Source organism: Variovorax sp. 01N425 (assembly GCF_056399465.1).
On the sequence record NZ_JBFTRJ010000003.1, the window covers coordinates 178354 to 197587 of the forward strand.

Annotated in this window: 18 protein-coding genes; 2 read left to right on the forward strand and 16 right to left on the reverse strand. The window is 68.1% G+C overall.

What is annotated here, in order from left to right; all coding sequences use genetic code 11:
* Nucleotide 1: 1 nt before the first annotated feature.
* From AC1DSC_RS06470 to AC1DSC_RS06515, 10 genes are all read right to left on the reverse strand, one after another.
* On the reverse strand, nt 2-694 hold the full coding sequence (locus tag AC1DSC_RS06470; protein ID WP_012747308.1) for a YfgM family protein: 693 nt from the start codon (nt 692-694) through the stop codon (nt 2-4).
* Between the two features lie 5 nt (nt 695-699).
* Entirely contained in the window at nt 700-2022 is a 1323-nt protein-coding gene (gene hisS / locus AC1DSC_RS06475; RefSeq protein WP_278879053.1) for a histidine--tRNA ligase, read from the reverse strand.
* 12 nt (nt 2023-2034) lie between these two features.
* Nucleotides 2035-3315, reverse strand: coding sequence for a flavodoxin-dependent (E)-4-hydroxy-3-methylbut-2-enyl-diphosphate synthase (gene ispG, locus AC1DSC_RS06480; protein WP_012747306.1), 1281 nt, complete (start codon nt 3313-3315; stop codon nt 2035-2037).
* On the reverse strand, nt 3312-4280 hold the full coding sequence (locus tag AC1DSC_RS06485; protein ID WP_012747305.1) for a helix-turn-helix domain-containing protein: 969 nt from the start codon (nt 4278-4280) through the stop codon (nt 3312-3314). Before AC1DSC_RS06485 ends, ispG begins: the two co-directional genes overlap by 4 nt.
* Nucleotides 4273-5130, reverse strand: a complete 858-nt coding sequence (gene pilW, locus AC1DSC_RS06490) for a type IV pilus biogenesis/stability protein PilW (RefSeq protein WP_018902788.1) — start codon at nt 5128-5130, stop codon at nt 4273-4275. The genes AC1DSC_RS06485 and pilW overlap by 8 nt, the downstream gene beginning before the upstream one ends.
* Nucleotides 5131-5134: 4 nt before the next feature.
* The gene (gene rlmN / locus AC1DSC_RS06495) at nt 5135-6283 is read right to left on the reverse strand and encodes a dual-specificity RNA methyltransferase RlmN (RefSeq protein WP_012747303.1); all 1149 of its coding nucleotides are present in this window, start codon (nt 6281-6283) and stop codon (nt 5135-5137) included.
* Between the two features lie 21 nt (nt 6284-6304).
* Nucleotides 6305-6730, reverse strand: a complete 426-nt coding sequence (gene ndk, locus AC1DSC_RS06500; RefSeq protein WP_012747302.1) for a nucleoside-diphosphate kinase — start codon at nt 6728-6730, stop codon at nt 6305-6307.
* A 151-nt stretch (nt 6731-6881) separates the two neighbouring features.
* Complete coding sequence (locus AC1DSC_RS06505) at nt 6882-8705, reverse strand: pseudouridine synthase (RefSeq protein WP_369664422.1); 1824 nt, start codon at nt 8703-8705, stop codon at nt 6882-6884.
* On the reverse strand, nt 8702-9547 hold the full coding sequence (scpB, locus tag AC1DSC_RS06510) for an SMC-Scp complex subunit ScpB (protein WP_278880861.1): 846 nt from the start codon (nt 9545-9547) through the stop codon (nt 8702-8704). Before scpB ends, AC1DSC_RS06505 begins: the two co-directional genes overlap by 4 nt.
* A 127-nt stretch (nt 9548-9674) precedes the next feature.
* Complete coding sequence (locus AC1DSC_RS06515; RefSeq protein ID WP_369664421.1) at nt 9675-10658, reverse strand: RluA family pseudouridine synthase; 984 nt, start codon at nt 10656-10658, stop codon at nt 9675-9677.
* Between the two features lie 56 nt (nt 10659-10714).
* Here AC1DSC_RS06515 and AC1DSC_RS06520 point away from each other — a divergent pair, with 56 nt between their 5' ends.
* The gene (locus AC1DSC_RS06520; RefSeq protein WP_012747298.1) at nt 10715-11521 is read left to right on the forward strand and encodes an outer membrane protein assembly factor BamD; all 807 of its coding nucleotides are present in this window, start codon (nt 10715-10717) and stop codon (nt 11519-11521) included.
* A 51-nt stretch (nt 11522-11572) separates the two neighbouring features.
* Here AC1DSC_RS06520 and AC1DSC_RS06525 read toward each other — a convergent pair whose 3' ends face one another.
* On the reverse strand, nt 11573-13630 hold the full coding sequence (locus AC1DSC_RS06525; protein ID WP_018902792.1) for a DNA repair helicase YoaA: 2058 nt from the start codon (nt 13628-13630) through the stop codon (nt 11573-11575).
* Nucleotides 13627-13830 carry a YdcH family protein gene (locus tag AC1DSC_RS06530; RefSeq protein WP_012747296.1) on the reverse strand — a complete coding sequence of 68 codons (204 nt, stop codon included), beginning with the start codon at nt 13828-13830 and terminating at the stop codon, nt 13627-13629. The genes AC1DSC_RS06525 and AC1DSC_RS06530 overlap by 4 nt, the downstream gene beginning before the upstream one ends.
* A 108-nt stretch (nt 13831-13938) precedes the next feature.
* On the opposite strand from AC1DSC_RS06530, the gene AC1DSC_RS06535 reads away from it, so the two are divergent.
* The gene (locus AC1DSC_RS06535; protein ID WP_012747295.1) at nt 13939-14706 is read left to right on the forward strand and encodes a PP2C family protein-serine/threonine phosphatase; all 768 of its coding nucleotides are present in this window, start codon (nt 13939-13941) and stop codon (nt 14704-14706) included.
* A gap of 34 nt (nt 14707-14740) precedes the next feature.
* Here AC1DSC_RS06535 and AC1DSC_RS06540 read toward each other — a convergent pair whose 3' ends face one another.
* Genes AC1DSC_RS06540 through odhB form a run of 4 tightly spaced genes read right to left on the reverse strand, consistent with a single transcriptional unit; the run spans nt 14741 to nt 19218 of the window.
* On the reverse strand, nt 14741-15412 hold the full coding sequence (locus AC1DSC_RS06540; RefSeq protein WP_012747294.1) for a hypothetical protein: 672 nt from the start codon (nt 15410-15412) through the stop codon (nt 14741-14743).
* Nucleotides 15409-16509, reverse strand: coding sequence for a cell division protein ZapE (zapE, locus tag AC1DSC_RS06545; protein ID WP_012747293.1), 1101 nt, complete (start codon nt 16507-16509; stop codon nt 15409-15411). The genes AC1DSC_RS06540 and zapE overlap by 4 nt, the downstream gene beginning before the upstream one ends.
* Before the next feature lie 4 nt (nt 16510-16513).
* A complete protein-coding gene (lpdA, locus tag AC1DSC_RS06550) occupies nt 16514-17944 on the reverse strand; it encodes a dihydrolipoyl dehydrogenase (protein WP_018902795.1) in 1431 nt (476 codons plus the stop codon).
* Nucleotides 17945-17958: 14 nt separating this feature from the next.
* Nucleotides 17959-19218 carry a 2-oxoglutarate dehydrogenase complex dihydrolipoyllysine-residue succinyltransferase gene (gene odhB / locus AC1DSC_RS06555; RefSeq protein WP_027730836.1) on the reverse strand — a complete coding sequence of 420 codons (1260 nt, stop codon included), beginning with the start codon at nt 19216-19218 and terminating at the stop codon, nt 17959-17961.
* Nucleotides 19219-19234: the final 16 nt, after the last annotated feature.

The following is a 19234-nucleotide window of genomic DNA, read 5'->3' on the forward strand; positions in this document are numbered from 1 at the left end:
ATCAGGAATTTTTGGGGGCTGCCGGCGTGACCGTGATCACGGGTGCCAGGCTCTTCGGATCGACGCCGGCGGCGTTGAGCTTGAATTCGACCAGGCGCCGGTAGTCGGACGCCGGGCCAAGGCCCGTCCAGGCCTTGCGGTATTCGGCCTGCGCTTCGGCGCGCTTGCCCTGGGCCATGTAGATGTCGCCCTTGCGGTCGGCCACGAGCGGCTCGAACTCCTTGGGCACGTCGCCGGAGAGCTGCTTGAGCGCTTCGTCGTACGACTTGCTGTCGAGCAGTTCGGCCGCCAGCCGCAGCTTGGCAACGGCCTTGTAGCCCGGATCGACCGCGCTTTGCGCCACCCAGCCGAGCGCGGCGCGCGAGGCCTCGGCGTTGCCCTTCTCGTAGAGCGCCTTGGCGGCCAGGAGGCCCGCCTGCTGCGCGTAGGCGGTGCCGGCGAAGCGTTCCTTCATGTCGCCCAGCACGCGCTGGATGCGCTCCACGTCGCCGGACTGCGTGCTGCGCTCGACCTCGTCGTAGAGGGCCGCGGCCTGCGCCGCCTTGTTGCGCTGGAAATATTGCCAGCCGTTCCAGGCCACGAAGGCCCCGGCCACGAGCAACACCACCCAGGTGATCAGGGTGCCGTAGGTGTTCCAGAAATGCTTGAGCTGGTCGAGCTGTTCCTGTTCGTCGAGATCGAGATGGGTTGCCATGCGTATCAGATGTTGGGAGCCGGGGATTGTAGGGTGGCCGCCCAGGTGGCCACCTGGGCGAGAGGCCGCGCCACCTGTTCGCCACCGCCCTCGCGCAGCGATTTGACCGTGACTTCGCCGCGCGACAGTTCGTCTTCGCCAAAGACCAGCGCATAGCGCGCTCCGCTCGCGTCGGCTTTCTTGAACTGCGCCTTCATGCTGCCGCCGCCCGCATGCTGCAGCACGCTCACGCCGGCGGCGCGCAGCTGCTCGAGCACGGCCATGACTTGCGGCAGCGCGGCGGCCGAGGGCACGATGGCGTACGCCGCGGGCGCCGCGGCGGGGACCGGCAGGCGGAGTTCCTGGATCAGCAGCAGCAGCCGTTCGATGCCCAGGCCGAAGCCGACGGCCGGCGCAGGCTTGCCGCCCATCTGGCCGATGAGGCCGTCATAGCGCCCTCCCCCGCAGACGGTGCCCTGCGAACCGAGCTGGTCGGTGACCCATTCGAAGACGGTCAGGTTGTAATAGTCCATCCCGCGCACCAGGCGCGGGTTGACGCGGTAGGCCAGCCCCGCGGCGTCGAGCACGGCGCGCACCGCATCGAAGTGCGCGCGCGACTCCTCGCCAAGGAAGTCCATCAGTTGGGGCGCGGCCTCCACCACGGCCTGCATGGCGGGATTCTTGGTGTCGAGGATGCGCAGCGGATTGCTGTGCAGGCGCCGCTGTGCATCGGCATCGAGCACGCCGGCATGCGCCTCGAAATGGCGGATCAGCGCTTCGCGGTGCGCCTGGCGCTCGGCCGGCTGGCCCAGGCTGTTGATCTCCAGGCGCACGTGCTCGCCTTCGACCAGCCCGAGCTCGCGCCAGAGGGCCCGCACCATGAGGATCAGCTCGGCGTCCACGTCCGGGCCGGGAAAGCCCAGCGCCTCGACGTCGAGCTGGTGGAACTGGCGGTAGCGGCCCTTCTGGGGACGCTCGTGGCGGAACATCGGTCCCATCGTCCACAGGCGCAGCGGGCCGTTGTAGAGCGCGTTGTGCTCGACCATGGCGCGCACGATGCCGGCGGTGGCCTCGGGGCGAAGCGTGAGCTTGTCGCCGTTCATTGCATCGGTGAAGGAGTACATCTCCTTCTCGACGATATCGGTCACCTCGCCCAGTCCGCGCACGAACAGCGCCGTGGGTTCGACCACCGGCGTCAGCATGTACTGGTAGCCGTAGCGGGCGAGGAGCCCGCGCACCGTCTGCTCGAACCACGACCAGAGGGCCGAATCGGGCAGGCGGTCGATGCGCGGCACGCTCGCCGGCAATATGTCGTTCATGCCTTTGACGGCATTGATCTTGTCAGCCATGGGAGAAAGTGGTCAGGCGACGTCGGCAGCCAGTTGCTGACCGAAGCGCTTTTGAATGTAGTTTTCGACGAGCTGGTGAAACTCGTTGGCGATATTGTCGCCGCGCAGCGTGAGCGCCTTTTCGCCGTCGATGAAGACCGGGGCGGCGGGCGCCTCGCCGGTGCCGGGCAGGCTGATGCCGATGTCGGCGTGCTTGCTCTCGCCGGGGCCGTTGACGATGCAGCCCATCACGGCCACCTTCAGCGTCTCGACGCCCGGGTACTTCTTGCGCCAGACCGGCATCTGCAGGCGCAGGTAGTCGTCGATCTGCTTGGCCAGCTCCTGGAAGGTGGTGCTGGTGGTGCGGCCGCAGCCCGGGCAGGCGGTGACGCTCGGCACGAAAACGCGCAGGCCCAGCGCCTGCAGGATCTCGTTGGCGATCAGCACTTCCTGCGTGCGCGACTCGCCCGGCTGCGGCGTGAGCGACACGCGGATGGTGTCGCCGATGCCCTCCTGCAGCAGGATGGAAAGCGCCGTGGCCGACGCCACCGTGCCCTTGGTGCCCATGCCGGCTTCGGTGAGCCCCAGGTGCAGCGGGTAGTCGCAGCGCCTGGCGAGTTCGCGGTAGACCGAGATCAGGTCCTGCACGCCGCTCACCTTGCACGACAGGATGACCTGGTTGCCGGCCATGCCCATCGATTCGGCGAGCTTGGCGGATTCGATGGCCGAGGTGATGAGCGCCTCGTACATCACCTGCTTCGCGTCCCAGGGCTCGGCGCGCTGGCTGTTGGTGTCCATCAGGCTGGCCAGCAGTTCCTGGTCGAGGCTGCCCCAGTTGACACCGATGCGCACCGGCTTGTTCCAGCGCATGGCTGCATCGATCATCTGGCCGAACTGGCGGTCGCGCTTGTCGCCCTTGCCCACGTTGCCTGGATTGATGCGGTACTTGCTCAGCGCCTCGGCGCAGGCCGGATAGTCGGTGAGCAGGCGGTGGCCGTTGTAGTGGAAGTCGCCGATCAGCGGCACGTCGATGCCCATGCGGTCGAGCTGTTCGCGGATGTACGGCACCTGGGCCGCCGCCTCCGGCGTGTTGACGGTGATGCGCACCATCTCCGAACCGGCAATGGCAAGCTCCTTCACCTGGATGGCCGTGCCGACGGCATCGACGGTGTCGGTGTTGGTCATGGACTGCACCCGCACGGGCGCATCGCCGCCCACCGTCACGGTGCGTGGCCCCCAGACCACCTGGGCCTGGCGCGAACGGCGCGCCTTGGGCGCCGCCGATTCGATGGGTTGGGGAGTGCAGTCGGTCACGGTTTCACCTCGAAACGCGCCACGCCGCCGCCGCGCGTGACAGGCTTCAGATCGTAGGGCTTTCCGTGCACCTGCACATCGACCGCCGAAGCGCGCCCCACCACCACCGACAGCGGCAGCGTTCCCGACAATGCCACCGTTTCGCCGGCCTGCAGGCTGCGGCGCAGCAGCTGCTTGCCGCCGGCTTCGGTGACGGTGATCCAGCATTCCTCGCGCGCGACGAAGACCAGCTGCTGGCTGCCGGCAGGTGCCGCAGCAACAGCAGAAGGCGAAGCCGCCGCCGCAGCGGGCGCGCTGCCCGCCGGCGGGGCTGCCGCGGGGGGCGTGCCCAGCGCCGCGGGTGCAGCCGAGGTTGGGGGTGCCACCGGCGACACCGGCGCGCTCTCGACCACGACGGACGATCCGCCAGGAGCCGGCGCAGCCACCGGCGCTTCCGCCACCGGAGCGGTGTCGCCATCGCCACGCGATGTCCAGCGCGACACCGAGGCCCCGACCTGGTCGAACACCGACTGGGGCAGCCAGAACAACACGGCCGCGCCGACCAGCAGCAGCCCCACCACCGTGAGCAGCGCGCGCGACGGCAGCCCGCTGGAGCGCCCGCCATTCCAGCGCGGCGTTCCGGAAACGATGTTGCTCTTGAGCGTGCGGTCGGCCAGTGCGAGCGCTGCGCGCTGCGCCCCCGGCAGCTTTGCGAGCACCGGAGCGGGATCGATGCGCAGGGCGCGGCAGACACTGCTGGCCAGGGCCCGCGCAAAGACCGGGTCGGGCAGCGAAGCGATGTCGTCCGCCTCGAGCGCAATGAGCTTCTGCGGCGGCACCTTGAGCGCCGCGGCCACCATTTCGATGTGCAGGCCGTGCGCCTCGCGCGCTTCGCGGAGCATGTCGCCGGCTGTCTTGTGCGTGATGTCGCCTTCCTCGAGCGGCAGTGCCGCGGAAGTGCCGAACTCCGAAACCCGTTCAGTCATTGAAATTCCCGCGCTCGTACGCTATTGCCTCCCGGGACTGCGGGAAGCGCCGTTGCAGTTGCCCTCCCAACTGCGCCACTGCTTCGCGGTTGTTGAGCCGTCGTTCGATCTTGATGCCCAGCCAGAGCGTCTCGGCGCTGGCCGAAGGGCTGTTGTTGACGCGGCGGATGTAGAACTGCGCACGCGACCATTCTTCGCGCTGCGCCAGCAGCGAAGCCAGGTTGAATCCGACCACCGGGTTTCCGGCGTCGATCTCGTAGGCCTTCATGAGGCTGCGCTCCGCCTCGGCACGCTGGCCTGCCCTGAGCTGGCAGACGCCCTGCGTCATGAGCGTCTTGGCATGGTCGGTATAGCTCGGCACCGCCAGTGCCTCAGTGAACTGCTGGGTGGCATCGCCATAGCGGTTCTGCTGGCACAGCAGCCAGCCGTAGTTGTGCCGCACATTGGGATCGCGCGGATTGATGGCAATGGCGCGGCGGAAGCTGTCTTCCGCCAGGCCCGCGTCTTCGAGCCGCATGTAGACCAGGCCGCGCAGGTTGTAGGCATCCGCGTTGTTGGGATCGGCGACCAGCGCCTGCTTGATCTCGTCGAGCGCGACGGTGGTCTGGCCCTGCTCGAAGTAGCCCGAGGCGAGCTCCATGCGCAGGCGCGCGCGGCGCTGCCGGCTGCTTTCGTCGGACTCGGTCACGATCTCCGCGCCCTTGCTCGACGAACTGGTGTCGGCCAGGCTGGTGGTGGTGGTTCGCGTGTTGACGCAGCCCGCGAGCAGAAACGCCACGGCGACGCCGCCAAAGCCTGCAGCCACCAGCCGCTGCGCGCTTGCGGTCGTCATCGGAAAGGCCATCCTCATTAGGTCAATGCTCCTGGGGGGCGGTCTTGCGAACCGGATGCAGAACAACGGTGCGCTCGCCCACACGGCGCTGGGCCATGCGTTCGGCCGCGCGGGTACGGTCCTTGACGTCGCCGGCCAGCTGTCCGCAGGCCGCATCGATGTCGTCGCCGCGCGTCTTGCGCACGGTGGTCACGAGGCCGGCCTCGCTCAGTGCCTTGGCAAAGGCCAGCACCCGCGGCTGCGGCGAACGCAAGAGGCCCGAGGCCGGAAACGGATTGAACGGAATCAGGTTGAACTTGCACGACACGCCATGGGTGCGAACGAGTTCAACCAGCTGCCGCGCATGCTCGGGCTGGTCGTTGACGCCATCGAGCATGCAGTACTCGAAGGTGATGAAGTCGCGCGGCGCATGCACCAGGTAGCGCTTGCAGGCCTCGAGCAGCTCGGCAATCGGGTACTTGCGGTTGAGCGGCACGAGGTCGTCGCGCAGCGCATCGTTGGGCGCATGCAGCGACACGGCCATGGCCACCGGGCAGTCGGCGCCCAGGCGGTCGATCATCGGCACCACGCCGGAGGTCGACACCGTCACGCGGCGGCGCGACAGGCCGTAGGCGTTGTCGTCGAGCATGGTGCGCAGCGCCGGCACCAGCGCGGTGTAGTTCTGCAGCGGCTCGCCCATGCCCATCATCACCACGTTGGAGATGACCCGCTCGTCGCGTTTCAGGTGCTTGCGCAGGAAGTGTTCGGCAAACCAGAGCTGGGCGACGATCTCGCCCGTGCTCAGGTTGCGGCTGAAGCCCTGGTGCCCCGTGGAGCAGAAGCGGCAACCCACGGCGCAGCCGGCCTGGGACGACACGCACAGCGTGCCGCGGTCGTCTTCGGGAATGAATACGGCTTCGACGGCATTGCCGTCGCCGACGTCGAACAGCCACTTGATCGTGCCGTCCTTGGATTCGTGCTGCGTGATGACCGGCAGGGCCTCGACGCGAGCGGTGGTGGCGAGCTTCTCGCGCAGCGACTTGGCCAGATCGGTCATCTGGGCGAAGTCGCTGGCGCCACGCTGGTGGATCCAGCGGAACAGCTGCGTGGCGCGGAATCGCTTCTCGCCGAGCTTTTCGCAGAACGCAGCCAGCCCCTCGAGATCGAATTCGAGCAGGTTGGCCGTGGTCATGAAATCAGCTGGCGTGCGGCTTCAGCGCGCGTAGACGTTGAGGCCGGCGAAGAAGAACGCCACTTCGTTGGCGGCGGTTTCGGGAGCGTCCGAACCGTGCACGGCGTTGGCATCGATGCTGTCGGCGAAGTCGGCGCGGATGGTGCCCGGGGCCGCCTTCTTGGGGTCCGTGGCGCCCATCAGGTCGCGGTTCTTGGCGATGGCGTTCTCGCCTTCGAGCACTTGCACGAACACCGGGCCGGAGATCATGAAATCGACCAGGTCCTTGAAGAACGGACGTTCCTTGTGGACCGAGTAGAACTGCTCGGCTTCGTTGCGCGACAGATGCACGAGCTTGGCGGCAACGATCTTGAGGCCGGCAGCTTCGAAGCGGGAAACGATCTTGCCGATGACGTTCTTGGCGACGGCGTCGGGCTTGATGATGGAAAGGGTACGTTCGATAGCCATTGAAGTGCTTCCTGAGCTTTGATTTTGAAGTGATTTGTCACAACTGCAACGAATATGTTGCATCGTAAGTCGACAAAGCCTCTGATTTTAACCGGCGCAGCCCCCGGGATTGGTGAAAACCCCGCGAAAGGCTGCGCTGGAGAGCTGGCTTTCAGCGCCCGCGGCGCCGGTTTCCGCCGGGGCCGCCCTGGCCACCGAAGCCACCGCCGCCACCCGGACCGCCGCCGCGGCGTCCCGGACCCTGCCGCTGCTCCTTGCGCTGGCGCGAGAAACTGTCGGCGCCGATGTAGCCGAGCGAGGTCTTCATCGGATCGGGCTGGTTCGCGCCGCTCGGCGGACGCTCCTCGCCCTGGCGGTTGCCGCGGTTGTTGTTGCTGTTGCCGCGGCGCCCCTGCGGCGGCATGCCGGCGTTGCCGCCGCCACCGCCACCGCCGCGGTTGCCACGCCCGCCGCGCTCGCCGCGCGGCGGGCGGCCGTCGCCGAGCGGATTGGGAATGGGCGCCTCGCGGCCGTCGTCGCGCATGTCGCGCGGCTGCTGCTGTCCGCCGCCGGCGTTGCGATTGCCGCGCCGCTTCTTGTTGCGTCCGTTGCGACCGCCGCCGGCACCTTCCTGGCCCGGCCCGCGCTGCTGCTGCTGCGGCGGACGCGGTGCGCCGCCGCCCGAGGCCTGGAACAGCGCGTTGATGTCGCGCTCGTCGAGTTCCATCCAGGCGCCGCGCTTCAAGCCGCGCGGCAGCACCATGGCGCCGTAGCGGATGCGGATCAGCCGGCTGACCGCATGGCCCACCGATTCGAACAGGCGCCGCACTTCGCGGTTGCGGCCTTCGGAGATGGTGACGCGGTACCAGTGGTTGGAGCCCTCGCCGCCGCCCTCCTCGATGGTGCCGAACTGGGCCATGCCGTCGTCGAGGCGAACGCCTTCGAGCAGCTTCTTCTTTTCCTCGGCATTGAGCGCGCCGAGCACGCGCACGGCGTATTCGCGCTCCAGGCCGAAGCGCGGATGCATCAGCTGGTTGGCAAGGTCGCCGGAGCTGCTGAACAGCAGCAGGCCCTCGGTGTTCAGGTCGAGCCGGCCGACCGATTGCCACTTGCCCTGCTGCAGGCGCGGCAGCTTGCGGAACACCGTGGGCCGGTTCTGCGGATCGTCGTGCGTCACGACCTCGCCCACCGGCTTGTGGTAGGCGATCACGCGCGGCGGCGGCGGCGCGATGCGGTAGCGGATCGGCTTGCCGTTGATCTTGACCTGGTCGCCATACTGGATGCGCTGGCCGATGTGGGCCGGCTCGTTGTTCACCGAGATGCGGCCCTGCAGAATGAGCGCTTCCATTTCGAGCCGCGAGCCCAGGCCCGCCTGCGCCAGCACCTTGTGCAGCTTGGGCGAGTCGGCCTCGGGCAGCAGCACGCGCTTGAGGGGCGGGACTTCGGGGCTCTCTTCGTCGGCATCGAACTGGCCCGAGATGACGTCCGCGAAGCGGATCGGCTCGGGCGGCGGTGCGTTGCGCTGCTCGCGCTCGGCGGCGCGGCGTGCGCGGTCGAGATCGTCCTCTTCCTCGTCGGGCTCTTCTTCCTCTTCATCCTCTTCTTCATCGTCGTAGGAGGAAGCGCGCGCATTCTCTTCGGCGCGTTCGACGGATGTGGCTGGCGCAGCGGCGGCGGCGGGTTCGTCGGCGACTGGTGCGGCGGCGGGCGCTGCATCGGCCACCTGGGCCGCGGGTTCGGAAGCTTCAGTTGCCGCGGCGGGTGCGGCAGGTGCTGCTGCGGGCTCGCCCTCCCCGGCCGCCGGCTCCACCACCTTCTTGCGGCGTGGGGCGCGCGGCTTCGTCGGCGCCTCGCCCTCGGCCGCGGCCGCCGCGGGCACGCCCGCTTCGGCTTCAGCTTCGGCAGACGGGCCGGACACGGCCGCTTTCGCCTTCTTTTTCTTGGATTCGGGCTGGGCCGGCACGATTGCCGCGTCGTCGATGTCGGAGGAGCTCATGAGGTTTTTCCGGGGGGAACAGCGTGGGGATCGGTCTCGTCGGGCGACGGGGGTTCGGTTTCGAGCTCGACGGATGGCTCGGCTTCCGTGGGGGCCGGAATGTCGGCGGGCTCCTCGTCGGGAGCCGCCGCGTCCTCGGCGAATTGCGCAGCGGCGGCTTCGACGGCTTCTGGAGCCTCGGCGGCGGCCAGCTCGGCGGGCGCGCCCGTTTCCGAGTCTGCTTCCGGCATGGCCGAGGCATCGGCGTCGGATTCGGTCGGCACGTCCATCGGCAGCCCGGGCTGATCGCCCGATGCCTGGTCGAGCGCGTCGACCAGCGCCGCCTGCTGGGCCGGCGTTTCGATCAGCGGCAGCTGGTCGAGCGATGCCAAGCCGAGGTCGTCGAGGAACTGCCGCGTGGTGGCGTACAGCGCCGGCCGGCCGACGGTTTCGCGGTGGCCGATCACCTCGACCCAGCCGCGGTCCTCGAGCTGCTTGAGGATGAGGGAATTGATGGTGACGCCGCGGATGTCTTCCATGTCGCCGCGCGTGACCGGCTGGCGATAGGCAATGATGGCCAGGGTCTCGAGGGCGGCGCGGGTGTAGCGCGGCGGCTTCTCGGGATGCAGGCGGTCGAGGTGGTCGCGCATCTCGGGCCGGCTCTGGAAGCGCCAGCCGCTGGCAACGTTCACCAGTTCCAGGCCGCGCTGCGCCCAGTCTTCCTGCAGTTCGAGCAACAGCACCTTGATGGTGTCCACGCCCAGCTCGTCGTCGAACAGCACGCGCATGTCGCGCACTGGCAGCGGCTGGCTCGAACAGATCAAGGCGGTTTCGAGAATGCGCTTGGCATCCGCCGTATTCATGGTTTGCGTTATCCGGGAAAAGGCGTCTCGGGGACGCTTGTTCAGAAGGATGAAAGAAGGCGCTGCCGGCACGCGGCGAGTGCAACGCAAGGCCGGCATCGGGGTGGCCGGCGCGGCCCTCGGGCCGTCAGGCGCGATTGTAATCCAGCCCCAGGGCCTGGAACGCCTGAACCAGGTCGGCCGGCGGAAGTGAACGCAGTTCCAGCGCGGCTTGCGTGACGGGATGCACGAAAGCGAGCCTGAAGGCGTGCAGCGCCTGCCGCCCCAGCCCCGCGGCCGGCGCTCCGCCGTAGAGCGCATCGCCAACGAGCGGATGCCCGATCGACGCCATGTGCACGCGGATCTGGTGCGTGCGGCCCGTTTCGAGCGTGCACCGCACGGCACAAGCCTGCGCGTTGCTGTCCAGGCGCTCGATGAGCGTGCGTGCCGTCTTGCCGGCATGGCGCTCGAGGTCGACCACGGCCATGCGCAAACGGTTGCGCGGATCGCGGCCGATGGGCGCGTCGACCTGCCGGCCTGCCGCGCCGGTCCAGGGCTTGTGTCCGAGCGCGAGGTATTGCCGCTTGACTTCGCGCGCGGCGATCAGCGCCACCATGGCATCCATCGCGGCCCGGGTGCGCGCCACGACCATGAGCCCGCTGGTGTCTCGGTCGAGCCGGTGCACGATGCCCGCGCGCGGCAGCAGCGCGGCCTTGGGGTCGAGCGCGAGCAGGCCGTTCAGCAGCGTGCCGCTCCAGTGGCCCGGCGCCGGATGCACCACCAGGCCGGCCGGCTTGTCGATGATGCGCAGGTGCTCGTCCTCGTGCACCGTGACGATGTCCATCGGCTCGGGCCGGAAGGCCTGGCTCTGGGGCGTCGGCCGCAGCTCGATATGGCCGGTCTGCCCTGCGCGCACGGTGGCGGAAGCCTTCAGCAGGGTGCGCCCCAGCAGCTCCACGGCGCCGGCTTCGATCAGCTGTTGCAGATAGTTGCGAGAAAATTCCGGCACCAGGGCGGCCAGCGCGCGGTCCAGCCGCTGGCCATGCTCGGTCGGGCCCACGGTGAAGGGCCGCAGTTCGCTGGATTCGACCGGGTCGGCGCCCTCGTCGGACTCGGCGGCGTCGGGGACCATGTCCAGGGGGTCGGTCGATATAATTGAGGGCAACTGTTTCACGAAAGCCGTATGTGATGTTTCGCGCCAAATTATCGGTCCCCTCCTGGATCGCCCTCAGCGCGGCAGCGCTGCTTGCAGCCGGCTGCTCCTCCACCTCCGTCGACAAGACCGCCAACTGGAGCCCCAACCGCATCTACGCCGAGGCCAAGGACGAAGTGGGCTCCGGCGCCTACGACAAGGCCGTGCCGCTCTACGAGAAGCTCGAAGGCCGCGCCGCCGGCACGCCGCTCGCGCAGCAGGCCCAGCTCGAGAAGGCCTACGCCCAGTACAAGTCCGGCGAGAAGGCCAATGCCATTGCCACCATCGACCGCTTCCTGAAGCTGCATCCGGCCAGCCCGGCGATCGACTACGCGCTCTACCTCAAGGGCGTGATCAACTTCAACGACGACCTCGGCATGTTCGCGTTCCTCACGCGCCAGGACCTGTCCGAGCGCGACCAGAAGGCCGCCAAGGAATCGTTCGAGTCGTTCAAGGAACTGGCAACGCGCTTCCCCGAGTCGCGCTACGCGCCCGACGCGCGCCAGCGCATGAACTACATCGTGAACTCGCTCGCGCAGTACGAAGTGCACGTGGCGCGCTACTACTACTCGCGCGGCGCCTACCTGGCGGCCATCAACCGCGCGCAGCTCGCGCTGTCCGACTACCGCGAAGTGCCCGCGCTCGAAGAAGCCCTGTACATCATCGTGCGCTCCTACGATGCGCTCGGCATGAAGGACCTGCGCGACGACGCCCAGCGCGTGCTGACCACCAACTATCCGCACAGCGAGTACCTCGCGCGCGGCTTCAAGGGCAAGGACGATCCGTGGTGGAAGGTCTGGTAATCCGCTGGAACGACAAAAAGCCCTTCGGGGCTTTTTCTTCGTCTGCGCCCTTCAGGCCGAGAGCGAGTTCCTGAGTTCGCCGATCGCCGCCTCGAAGTCCGCTTCGCTTTCCAGCCTGCGCATCGGCGGCAGCGCGGCCAGGAGCCGCCGGCCATAGCCCATGGCGACCAGGCGGGTGTCGCAAATGGCAAGCACGCCGCAGTCGGTTTCGCGGCGGATCAGCCGCCCCGCTCCCTGCTTGAGCGCCACGGCCGCCTCGGGCAGCGAATAGTCGCTGAACGAGCTGCGGCCCTGGGCTTCGAGGCGCTGCGAGCGCGCCTCGACCAGCGGATCATTGGGCGGAGGGAACGGCAGCTTGTCGATCACCACCAGCTGCAATGCATCGCCGGGCGCATCAAAGCCTTCCCAGAACGATGCCGATGCCACCAGCACGCAGCCGGCGCGCCCGCCCTCCGCGCCTTCGCGAAAGCGGTCCATGAGCACGCGCTTGGGCAGCTCGCCCTGCACCAGCACCTCGGGCCGCACGTCGGCCTCGAGCCGTTCGAACTGCTGCTTCATTTCGTCGCCGATGGCGCGCAGCGCGCGCAGCGTGGTCGTCAGCACCAGGGTCCGTCCGCCGAGCTCGGCGGCGCCGCGTGCGGCCAGCTGCGCCACGCGTGCGCTGTGGGCGGCGTCGTTGGGCTTGGGAAAGGCACGCGGCACATAGAGCCCGGCCTGCGCGGCATAGTCGAAGGGGCTCTGTACCCGCAGCACCTCGGCGTCGCCCAGGCCGCACGGCTCGGTGAACCAGCGCAGCGTGGGTTCGTCGCCCAGCGTGGCGGAGGTGAAGACCCAGGCGCGTCCGCTGTCTTCGGGCGCCGCGCGGGCTTCGTGTTCATCGCCGTCGTCGGGGGCCGCGCCGCTGCCGATCTTGAGCACGCGCGTGCGCATGGCCTCGGCAATGTCGAGCGGCGATTCGACCAGCCGCAGCTGCGTGCCCACGTCGACCCAGCGCACCGAGTCGGTTTCGCAGGGCAGCGCAAAGCGTGCCGCGCGCTTGGCGAGCTGCTGCGCCCGCTCATACAGGCGCACGAAATCGGGCGATATCTCGCTGACGGTATCGAGCCCTTCGGCAGCCATTTCAAAGGCGTGCTGCAGGGCTTCGAGCGCGTCCTGCCAGGCCTGCGCGTCGATGCCTTCCGGCGACGGGCCCACCCAGCGCAGCTTGGTGCCGGGCCACTGCTTGCCGACCGCAAGGCGCAGCTCGCGCGCGGCGCGTTCGACGGCCGCCACCAGCTGCTGCCAGTCGACCAGCCCGCGCGCATGCTGCAAGCCGGCTCCGAGCAGGTCGCGCGCAAAGTCCAGGGCCTGCCCGCTGCCGAGCTGCGCGCCCAGGAACTGCACGCCGGTTTCGTTGAGCTGGTGGGCCTCGTCGAACACCACCACGCTCACGGTCGGCAGCAATTCCGCCATGCCGGTCTCGCGCACTGCAAGATCGGCGAAGAACAGGTGATGGTTGATGACCACCACATCGGCCGCCAGCGCCTCGCGCCGCGCCAGGTTGACGTGGCAGGGCTTGAACTGCGGGCACTGCGCGCCCAGGCAGTTCTCGCGCGTGGAAGTGATGAGCGGAATGAGCGGCGAGCGCTCGTCCAGCCCGGGCAGCTCGGCCAGGTCGCCGGTTCGCGTGGCCTTGGACCACTGCTCGATCTTGGCGAGCGTGCGCAGGCTGCCGCGTTCGGGCAGCGAGGCATCGTGGCGCGCCAGGTCGAGCCGGTGCAGGCACAGGTAGCTCGCGCGCCCCTTGAGCAGCGCCGTGCGCACCGGCAGCTCGAGCGCCTCGACCAGACGCGGCAGGTCGCGGCCGAACAACTGGTCCTGCAGGGTCTTGGTGGCGGTCGACAGCAGCACGCGCTCGCCGCTCAGCAACGCCGGCACGAGATACGAGAAAGTCTTGCCCACGCCGGTGCCGGCCTCGACCACCAGCACGCCGCCGTCCTCGATGGTGCGGGCGACGGCCAGCGCCATTTCGGTCTGCCCCGAGCGCTCGCGGAACTGTTCTGCCGCACGCGACAGGACGCCGCCCTGCGCGAAGGCGTCGCGCACCTTGTCCTCGAGTGTTTCGCTCACGCGGGTTCTTTCGGATCGAGCACGTTCTCGAGCCGCGTGATCTGGTCGCGCAGCGCAAGCCGGCGCTTCTTCAGGCGGCGCAGCAGCAGCTCGTCCTGCGGCGAAGCTTCGGCCAGGCGGTCGATGGTGGCGTCGAGGTCGGCGTGTTCGATGCGCAGCTCGATCAATTGGCGGGAAAGGGAGTGAAGATTGGAGTCCAACGTTGGCGCTGCGAACGTATTCCGCCCGCAGCTCGTGTTCACTCGATAATACGTCCTGGTACGAATCCACGAGAAGACAGAAGGCGCGCCGCAGGCGCATTTGCGCTCATGACACAAGGCTTTCGGCTTGCCGCCGCCACCGGTCTCCACAAGGGAGACCGCCCCTATCAGCAGGACCAGGTCCTGATGATGAGCCATCCGCGCGTGCCCGGCTGCATGCTGGGCATCATTGCCGACGGCATGGGCGGGCGCAGCGGCGGGCGCAAGGCCTCCGACCAGGTGCTGATGACCGCGCGCCAGCTGTTCACGCGCTACCACCCCGACCGCGACAGCTCCGCGGCCGTGCTGCGCCAGCTGCTGGAGGATGCGCACACGGTCATCAAGCTCACGGCCCTGTCGAGCGAGCAGGAACCGCACAGCACGCTGGCGGCCTTTCTGATGAACCCCAAGGGCGACTGCGCCTGGATCCATGCCGGCGACTCGCGCATCTACCACTTCCAGAACGGCGAGCTCGTCACGCGCACGCGCGACCATTCCTATGTCCAGGTGCTCATCGACCGCGGCGAAATCACCGAGGCCGAGGCCAATGTCCACCCCAAGGGCAACATCCTCCTCGGATGCCTGGGCATGACCACGACGCCCCCGCCCATCGAGCCGCACTACATTCCCGCGATGCAGCCGGGCGACCTGCTGATGGCCTGCAGCGACGGGCTCTGGCACTACTTCAGCCCCGAGGAGCTGGCCAGCGTGCTGTACGCGGAGCCGCCGCGCGAAGCGGTGGAAATCCTGGTGGGAGAAGCGCGCCGCCGGGCGCGCGGCACGGGCGACAACATTTCGATCGTGGTGCTGAAGCTCGAAGCGCTTCCTCAAGACTGAGCGCTGCCACTGGCGCTCGCCCGGCGAGGTGGGCTCAGCGGCTGGGCGCCGAAGCCGGGGATGCCGGCGGCGGGGGCAAGGGCGCCCCGCGCGGCTTGGTGCGCTCGGCGTTCTGCCGCTCGCGGCTGGCCCGGTGCTCGGCCGCCTTTTGCTGCTTGCTCTCGAAGCGTTCGACCGCCGCCGGCGCCTCGGCGCGCCGCTGGGCGGCCTTGGCTTGCTCGTCGGCGTGGGCCTTCTGCTTGGCCTCGAGCTGGCGCCGGCGCTCGTCGGCCTCGGCCGCCGTCGCGGCGCGGCTCGCCGCATGGTCGGCCGCGCGCTGCTCGCGGTCCTGCTGGGCTTTTTTAGCTTCTTCCTGCTTCTCGGGCGTGTCCTGCGGGCGCCGCGTGGCCGCCTTCTGGTCGAGCTTCTCGAGTTCGGCCGCACCACGGCGCTGGCGCTCGATGTCGTTGATGGCCGTTTCCTGGCGCTTGATGTGGTCGGTCTCGACGCGGCGGCGCTTGCGGCTGTCGCGCAGGCAGTCCTCGACCGCGAACTTCTGGTAGCAGGCGGCGCGCTCCTTCTCGAAGCGCGCGTCGATGGCCGCGCGCTCGGCGGCCAGCCGGCTGCGCTCCGCTTCGAAGTTCGCATTGCCCGCGGCCGCGTTGGACTGTGCCCAGAGCGGCAGGCTGCCCAAGGCCATCAGCATGGCGAGAACAATTTTTTTCATGTCAGTCGAGTGTCCACGATGCGGCGTTCCAGGGAGAGGAACTCGCTCGATTGCATTTCGGTGAGCCTGGAAACCGTCCGCGGGAATTCGTGCGCGAGCGGCCCCTCGGTGTACAACGCCTCCGGCGGTACCTCGGCCGACATGATGAGCTTGACGCGCCGGTCGTACAAGACGTCGACCAGCCAGGTGAAACGGCGTGCTTCGGAGGCCATGCGCACCGGCATGTGCGGCACGTCGGACAGCAGCACGGTGTGGAACTGGCTCGCGATCTCGAGGTAGTCGTTCTGCGAGCGCGGTCCGCCGCACAGCGTCTTGAAGTCGAACCACACAACACCGCCGGCCTTACGCCTGGCGCGGATCTCGCGCTGCTCGATGTGCAGGACCGGGTTCTCGTCGGCCGTTTCGGCCAACCTGTCGAAGGCCTTGCGCATCTCCTTTTCGGCCGAGGCATCGTTGGGCGTCAGGTACATGCGCAGCTGCTCGAGCGTGCGGCGCCGGTAGTCGGTGCCGTTGTCCACGCTCAGCACCTCGAGCTTCTGGTTGAGCAGCGCGATCGCGGGCAGGATGCGGTCGCGGTGCAGCCCGCCGGGGTAAAGGTCGTCGGGCCTAAAATTGGAGGTGGTGACAAAGCCCACGCCGTTCTCGAACAGCGCCACCAGGAGGCGGTGAAGGATCATCGCGTCGGTGATGTCCGCCACGTGGAACTCGTCGAAGCAGATCAGCTTGTAGCGCTTGGAGATGCGCAGCCCGAGCTCGTCGAGCGGGTTGACCGTGCCCTGCAGCTCGCGCAGTTCGCGGTGCACCTCGCGCATGAACTCGTGGAAGTGCAGCCGGGTCTTGCGCCGCAGCGGCACCGCGTTGAAGAACAGGTCCATCAGGAAGCTCTTGCCGCGCCCGACGCCACCATACATGTAGACGCCGCGCGGCAGCTCGGGCCGGTTGATGAACTTCTTCAGCGCGTTGGAGCGCTGGGCCTTGTACTCGCCCCACTCCCGAGCGCAGCGATCCAGCGCTTCCACGGCGCGCAGTTGCGCGGGATCGCTCTGGAACCCGCGCACAGCGAGTTCCGCCTCATAGGCCTGTTTGACGCTGGTCAAAGGATCAGAAGTTCAGCGTGCGCTTGTCCACGGCAAGTGCCGCTTCCTTCGTGGCTTCCGACAGCGACGGGTGCGCATGGCAGATGCGCGCGATGTCTTCGGCGCTGGCCTTGAACTCCATCGCCACCACGGCTTCGGAGATCAACTCGCTGGCCTGCGGGCCCACGATGTGCACGCCCAGGATCTCGTCCGTGGCCGCGTCGGCCAGGAACTTGACCATGCCGGTCGTGTCGCCCAGCGCGCGTGCGCGGCCGTTCGCGAGGAACGGGAAGGTGCCGGCCTTGTAGGCGCGGCCCGCGGCCTTGAGCTGCTGCTCGGTCTGGCCGACCCATGCGATCTCGGGGTTGGTGTAGATCACCCACGGCACGGTGTTGAAGTTGACGTGGCCGTGCTGGCCCGCAATGCGCTCCGCCACGGCAACGCCCTCTTCCTCGGCCTTGTGCGCGAGCATCGGGCCGCGCACCACGTCGCCGATGGCCCAGACGTTGGGCAAGCTGGTCTTGCAGTCGTCGTCCACGGCAATGGCGCCGCGCTCGTCGAGCTTCAGGCCCACGGCTTCGGCGTTCAGGCCGATGGTGTTGGGCACGCGGCCGATCGAGACGATCAGCTTGTCGACCTCCAGCGTCTGGGCTTCGCCCTTGGCATTGGTCCAGGCCACGCTCACGCCCTTCTTGGACGACTTGATCTCGCCGACCTTGACGCCGAGTTCGATCTTGAGCTTCTGCTTGTCGAAGGCCTTCTTGGCTTCCTTGGCGATCTGCTCGTCGACCGCGCCGAGGAAGGTCGGCAGTGCTTCGAGCACCGTGACTTCGGCGCCGAGGCGGCGCCACACAGAACCCATTTCAAGCCCGATGACGCCCGAGCCGATCAGGCCCAGCTTCTTGGGCACCGCGCCGATGCGCAGCGCGCCGTCGTTCGAGAGGATGTTCTCCTCGTCGAACGGCGCACCCGGCAGCGCGCGGGCGTTGGAGCCCGTGGCCACGATGATGTGCTTGCCCTCGATCGCCTCTTCGGCGGCGCCCGCCACCTTGATCTCGTAGCCGGCTTCGCCCGCCTTCACGAACGAGCCGCGGCCATGGAAGAAGGTGATCTTGTTCTTCTTGAACAGGTACAGGATGCCGTCGTTGTTCTGCTTCACGACCTGGTCCTTGCGGGCCAGCATCTTGTCGAGGTCCAGCCCAAGGCCTTCGACCTTGATGCCATGGTCGGCGAAGTGGTGGCCGGCCTGGTCGAAGTGCTCCGACGATTGCAGCAGCGCCTTCGAGGGAATGCAGCCGACATTGGTGCAGGTGCCGCCCGGTGCGGGACCGCCCTTGCCGTTCTTCCACTCGTCGATGCAGGCCACGTTGAAGCCCAGCTGCGCCGCGCGGATCGCGGCGATGTAGCCGCCGGGGCCGCCGCCGATGACGATGACGTCGAATTGTTTGTTGGCCATCTGATTCTTTCTCCTCAGATGTCGAACAGGAGGCGCGACGGATCTTCGAGCGCTTCCTTCATGGCGACCAGGCCCAGCACGGCTTCGCGGCCGTCGATGATGCGGTGGTCGTAGCTCATGGCCAGGTAGTTCATCGGGCGGATGACGATCTGGCCGTTCTCGACCACGGCGCGGTCCTTGGTGGCGTGCACGCCGAGGATGGCCGACTGGGGCGGGTTGATGATCGGCGTCGAGAGCATCGAGCCGAAGGTGCCGCCGTTCGAGATGGAGAAGGTGCCGCCGGTCATCTCTTCGATGCCGAGCTTGCCGTCCTGTGCCTTCTTGCCGTATTCGGCGATCTTCTTCTCGATGTCGGCAAAGCTCATCTGGTCGGCGTTGCGCAGGATCGGCACCACCAGGCCGCGCGGCGAACCGACGGCAATGCCGATGTCGAAGTAGCCGTGGTACAGGATGTCGTTGCCGTCGACCGAGGCGTTGATCACCGGGTACTTCTTGAGCGCATGCACCGCGGCCTTCACGAAGAAGCTCATGAAGCCGAGCTTCACGCCGTGTTCCTTGGTGAAGCTGTCCTGGAAGCGCTTGCGCAGCTCCATGACGGGCGCCATGTTGACTTCATTGAAGGTCGTCAGGATGGCGTTGGTCGATTGCGACTGGATCAGGCGCTCGGCGATGCGGGCGCGCAGGCGGCTCATCGGCACGCGCTGCTCGGGGCGCTCGCCCAGGTCGGGCGCGCCCGCGGGCGCGGCGACTTGCGGCAACGCCGGCTTGGCAGCCGGTGCGGCCACGGCGGGCGCGGGCTTGGCACCCGAGGCCACGGCGCCGAGCACGTCGCCCTTGGTGACGCGGCCGTCCTTGCCGCTGCCGGCCACGTCGCTGGTCTTCAGGTTGTTGTCGGCCAGCAGCTTGGCGGCGGCGGGCATGGCAACGTCGGACTTCGAACCGCCGGTGGCGGCCGCAGCCGCTGCGGGCGCAGCTGCCGGGGCCGGTGCGGCGGCGGGTGCCGCTGCTGCAGGCGCTGCAGCGCTTGCCTTGCCTTCGGTGTCGATCTTCGCGATCAGCTGGTCGGCCACCACGGTGGCGCCATCGGGCTGCACGATCTCGGCCAGCACGCCAGCCGAGGGCGCGGGCACCTCGAGCACGACCTTGTCGGTCTCGATCTCGATCAGGATTTCATCGACGGCGACGGCTTCGCCGGCCTTCTTCTTCCAGGTGAGCATGGTGGCTTCGGCCACGGATTCGGAAAGCTGGGGGACTTTGACTTCTACGATAGACATTTGGAGTGAGCTCCGT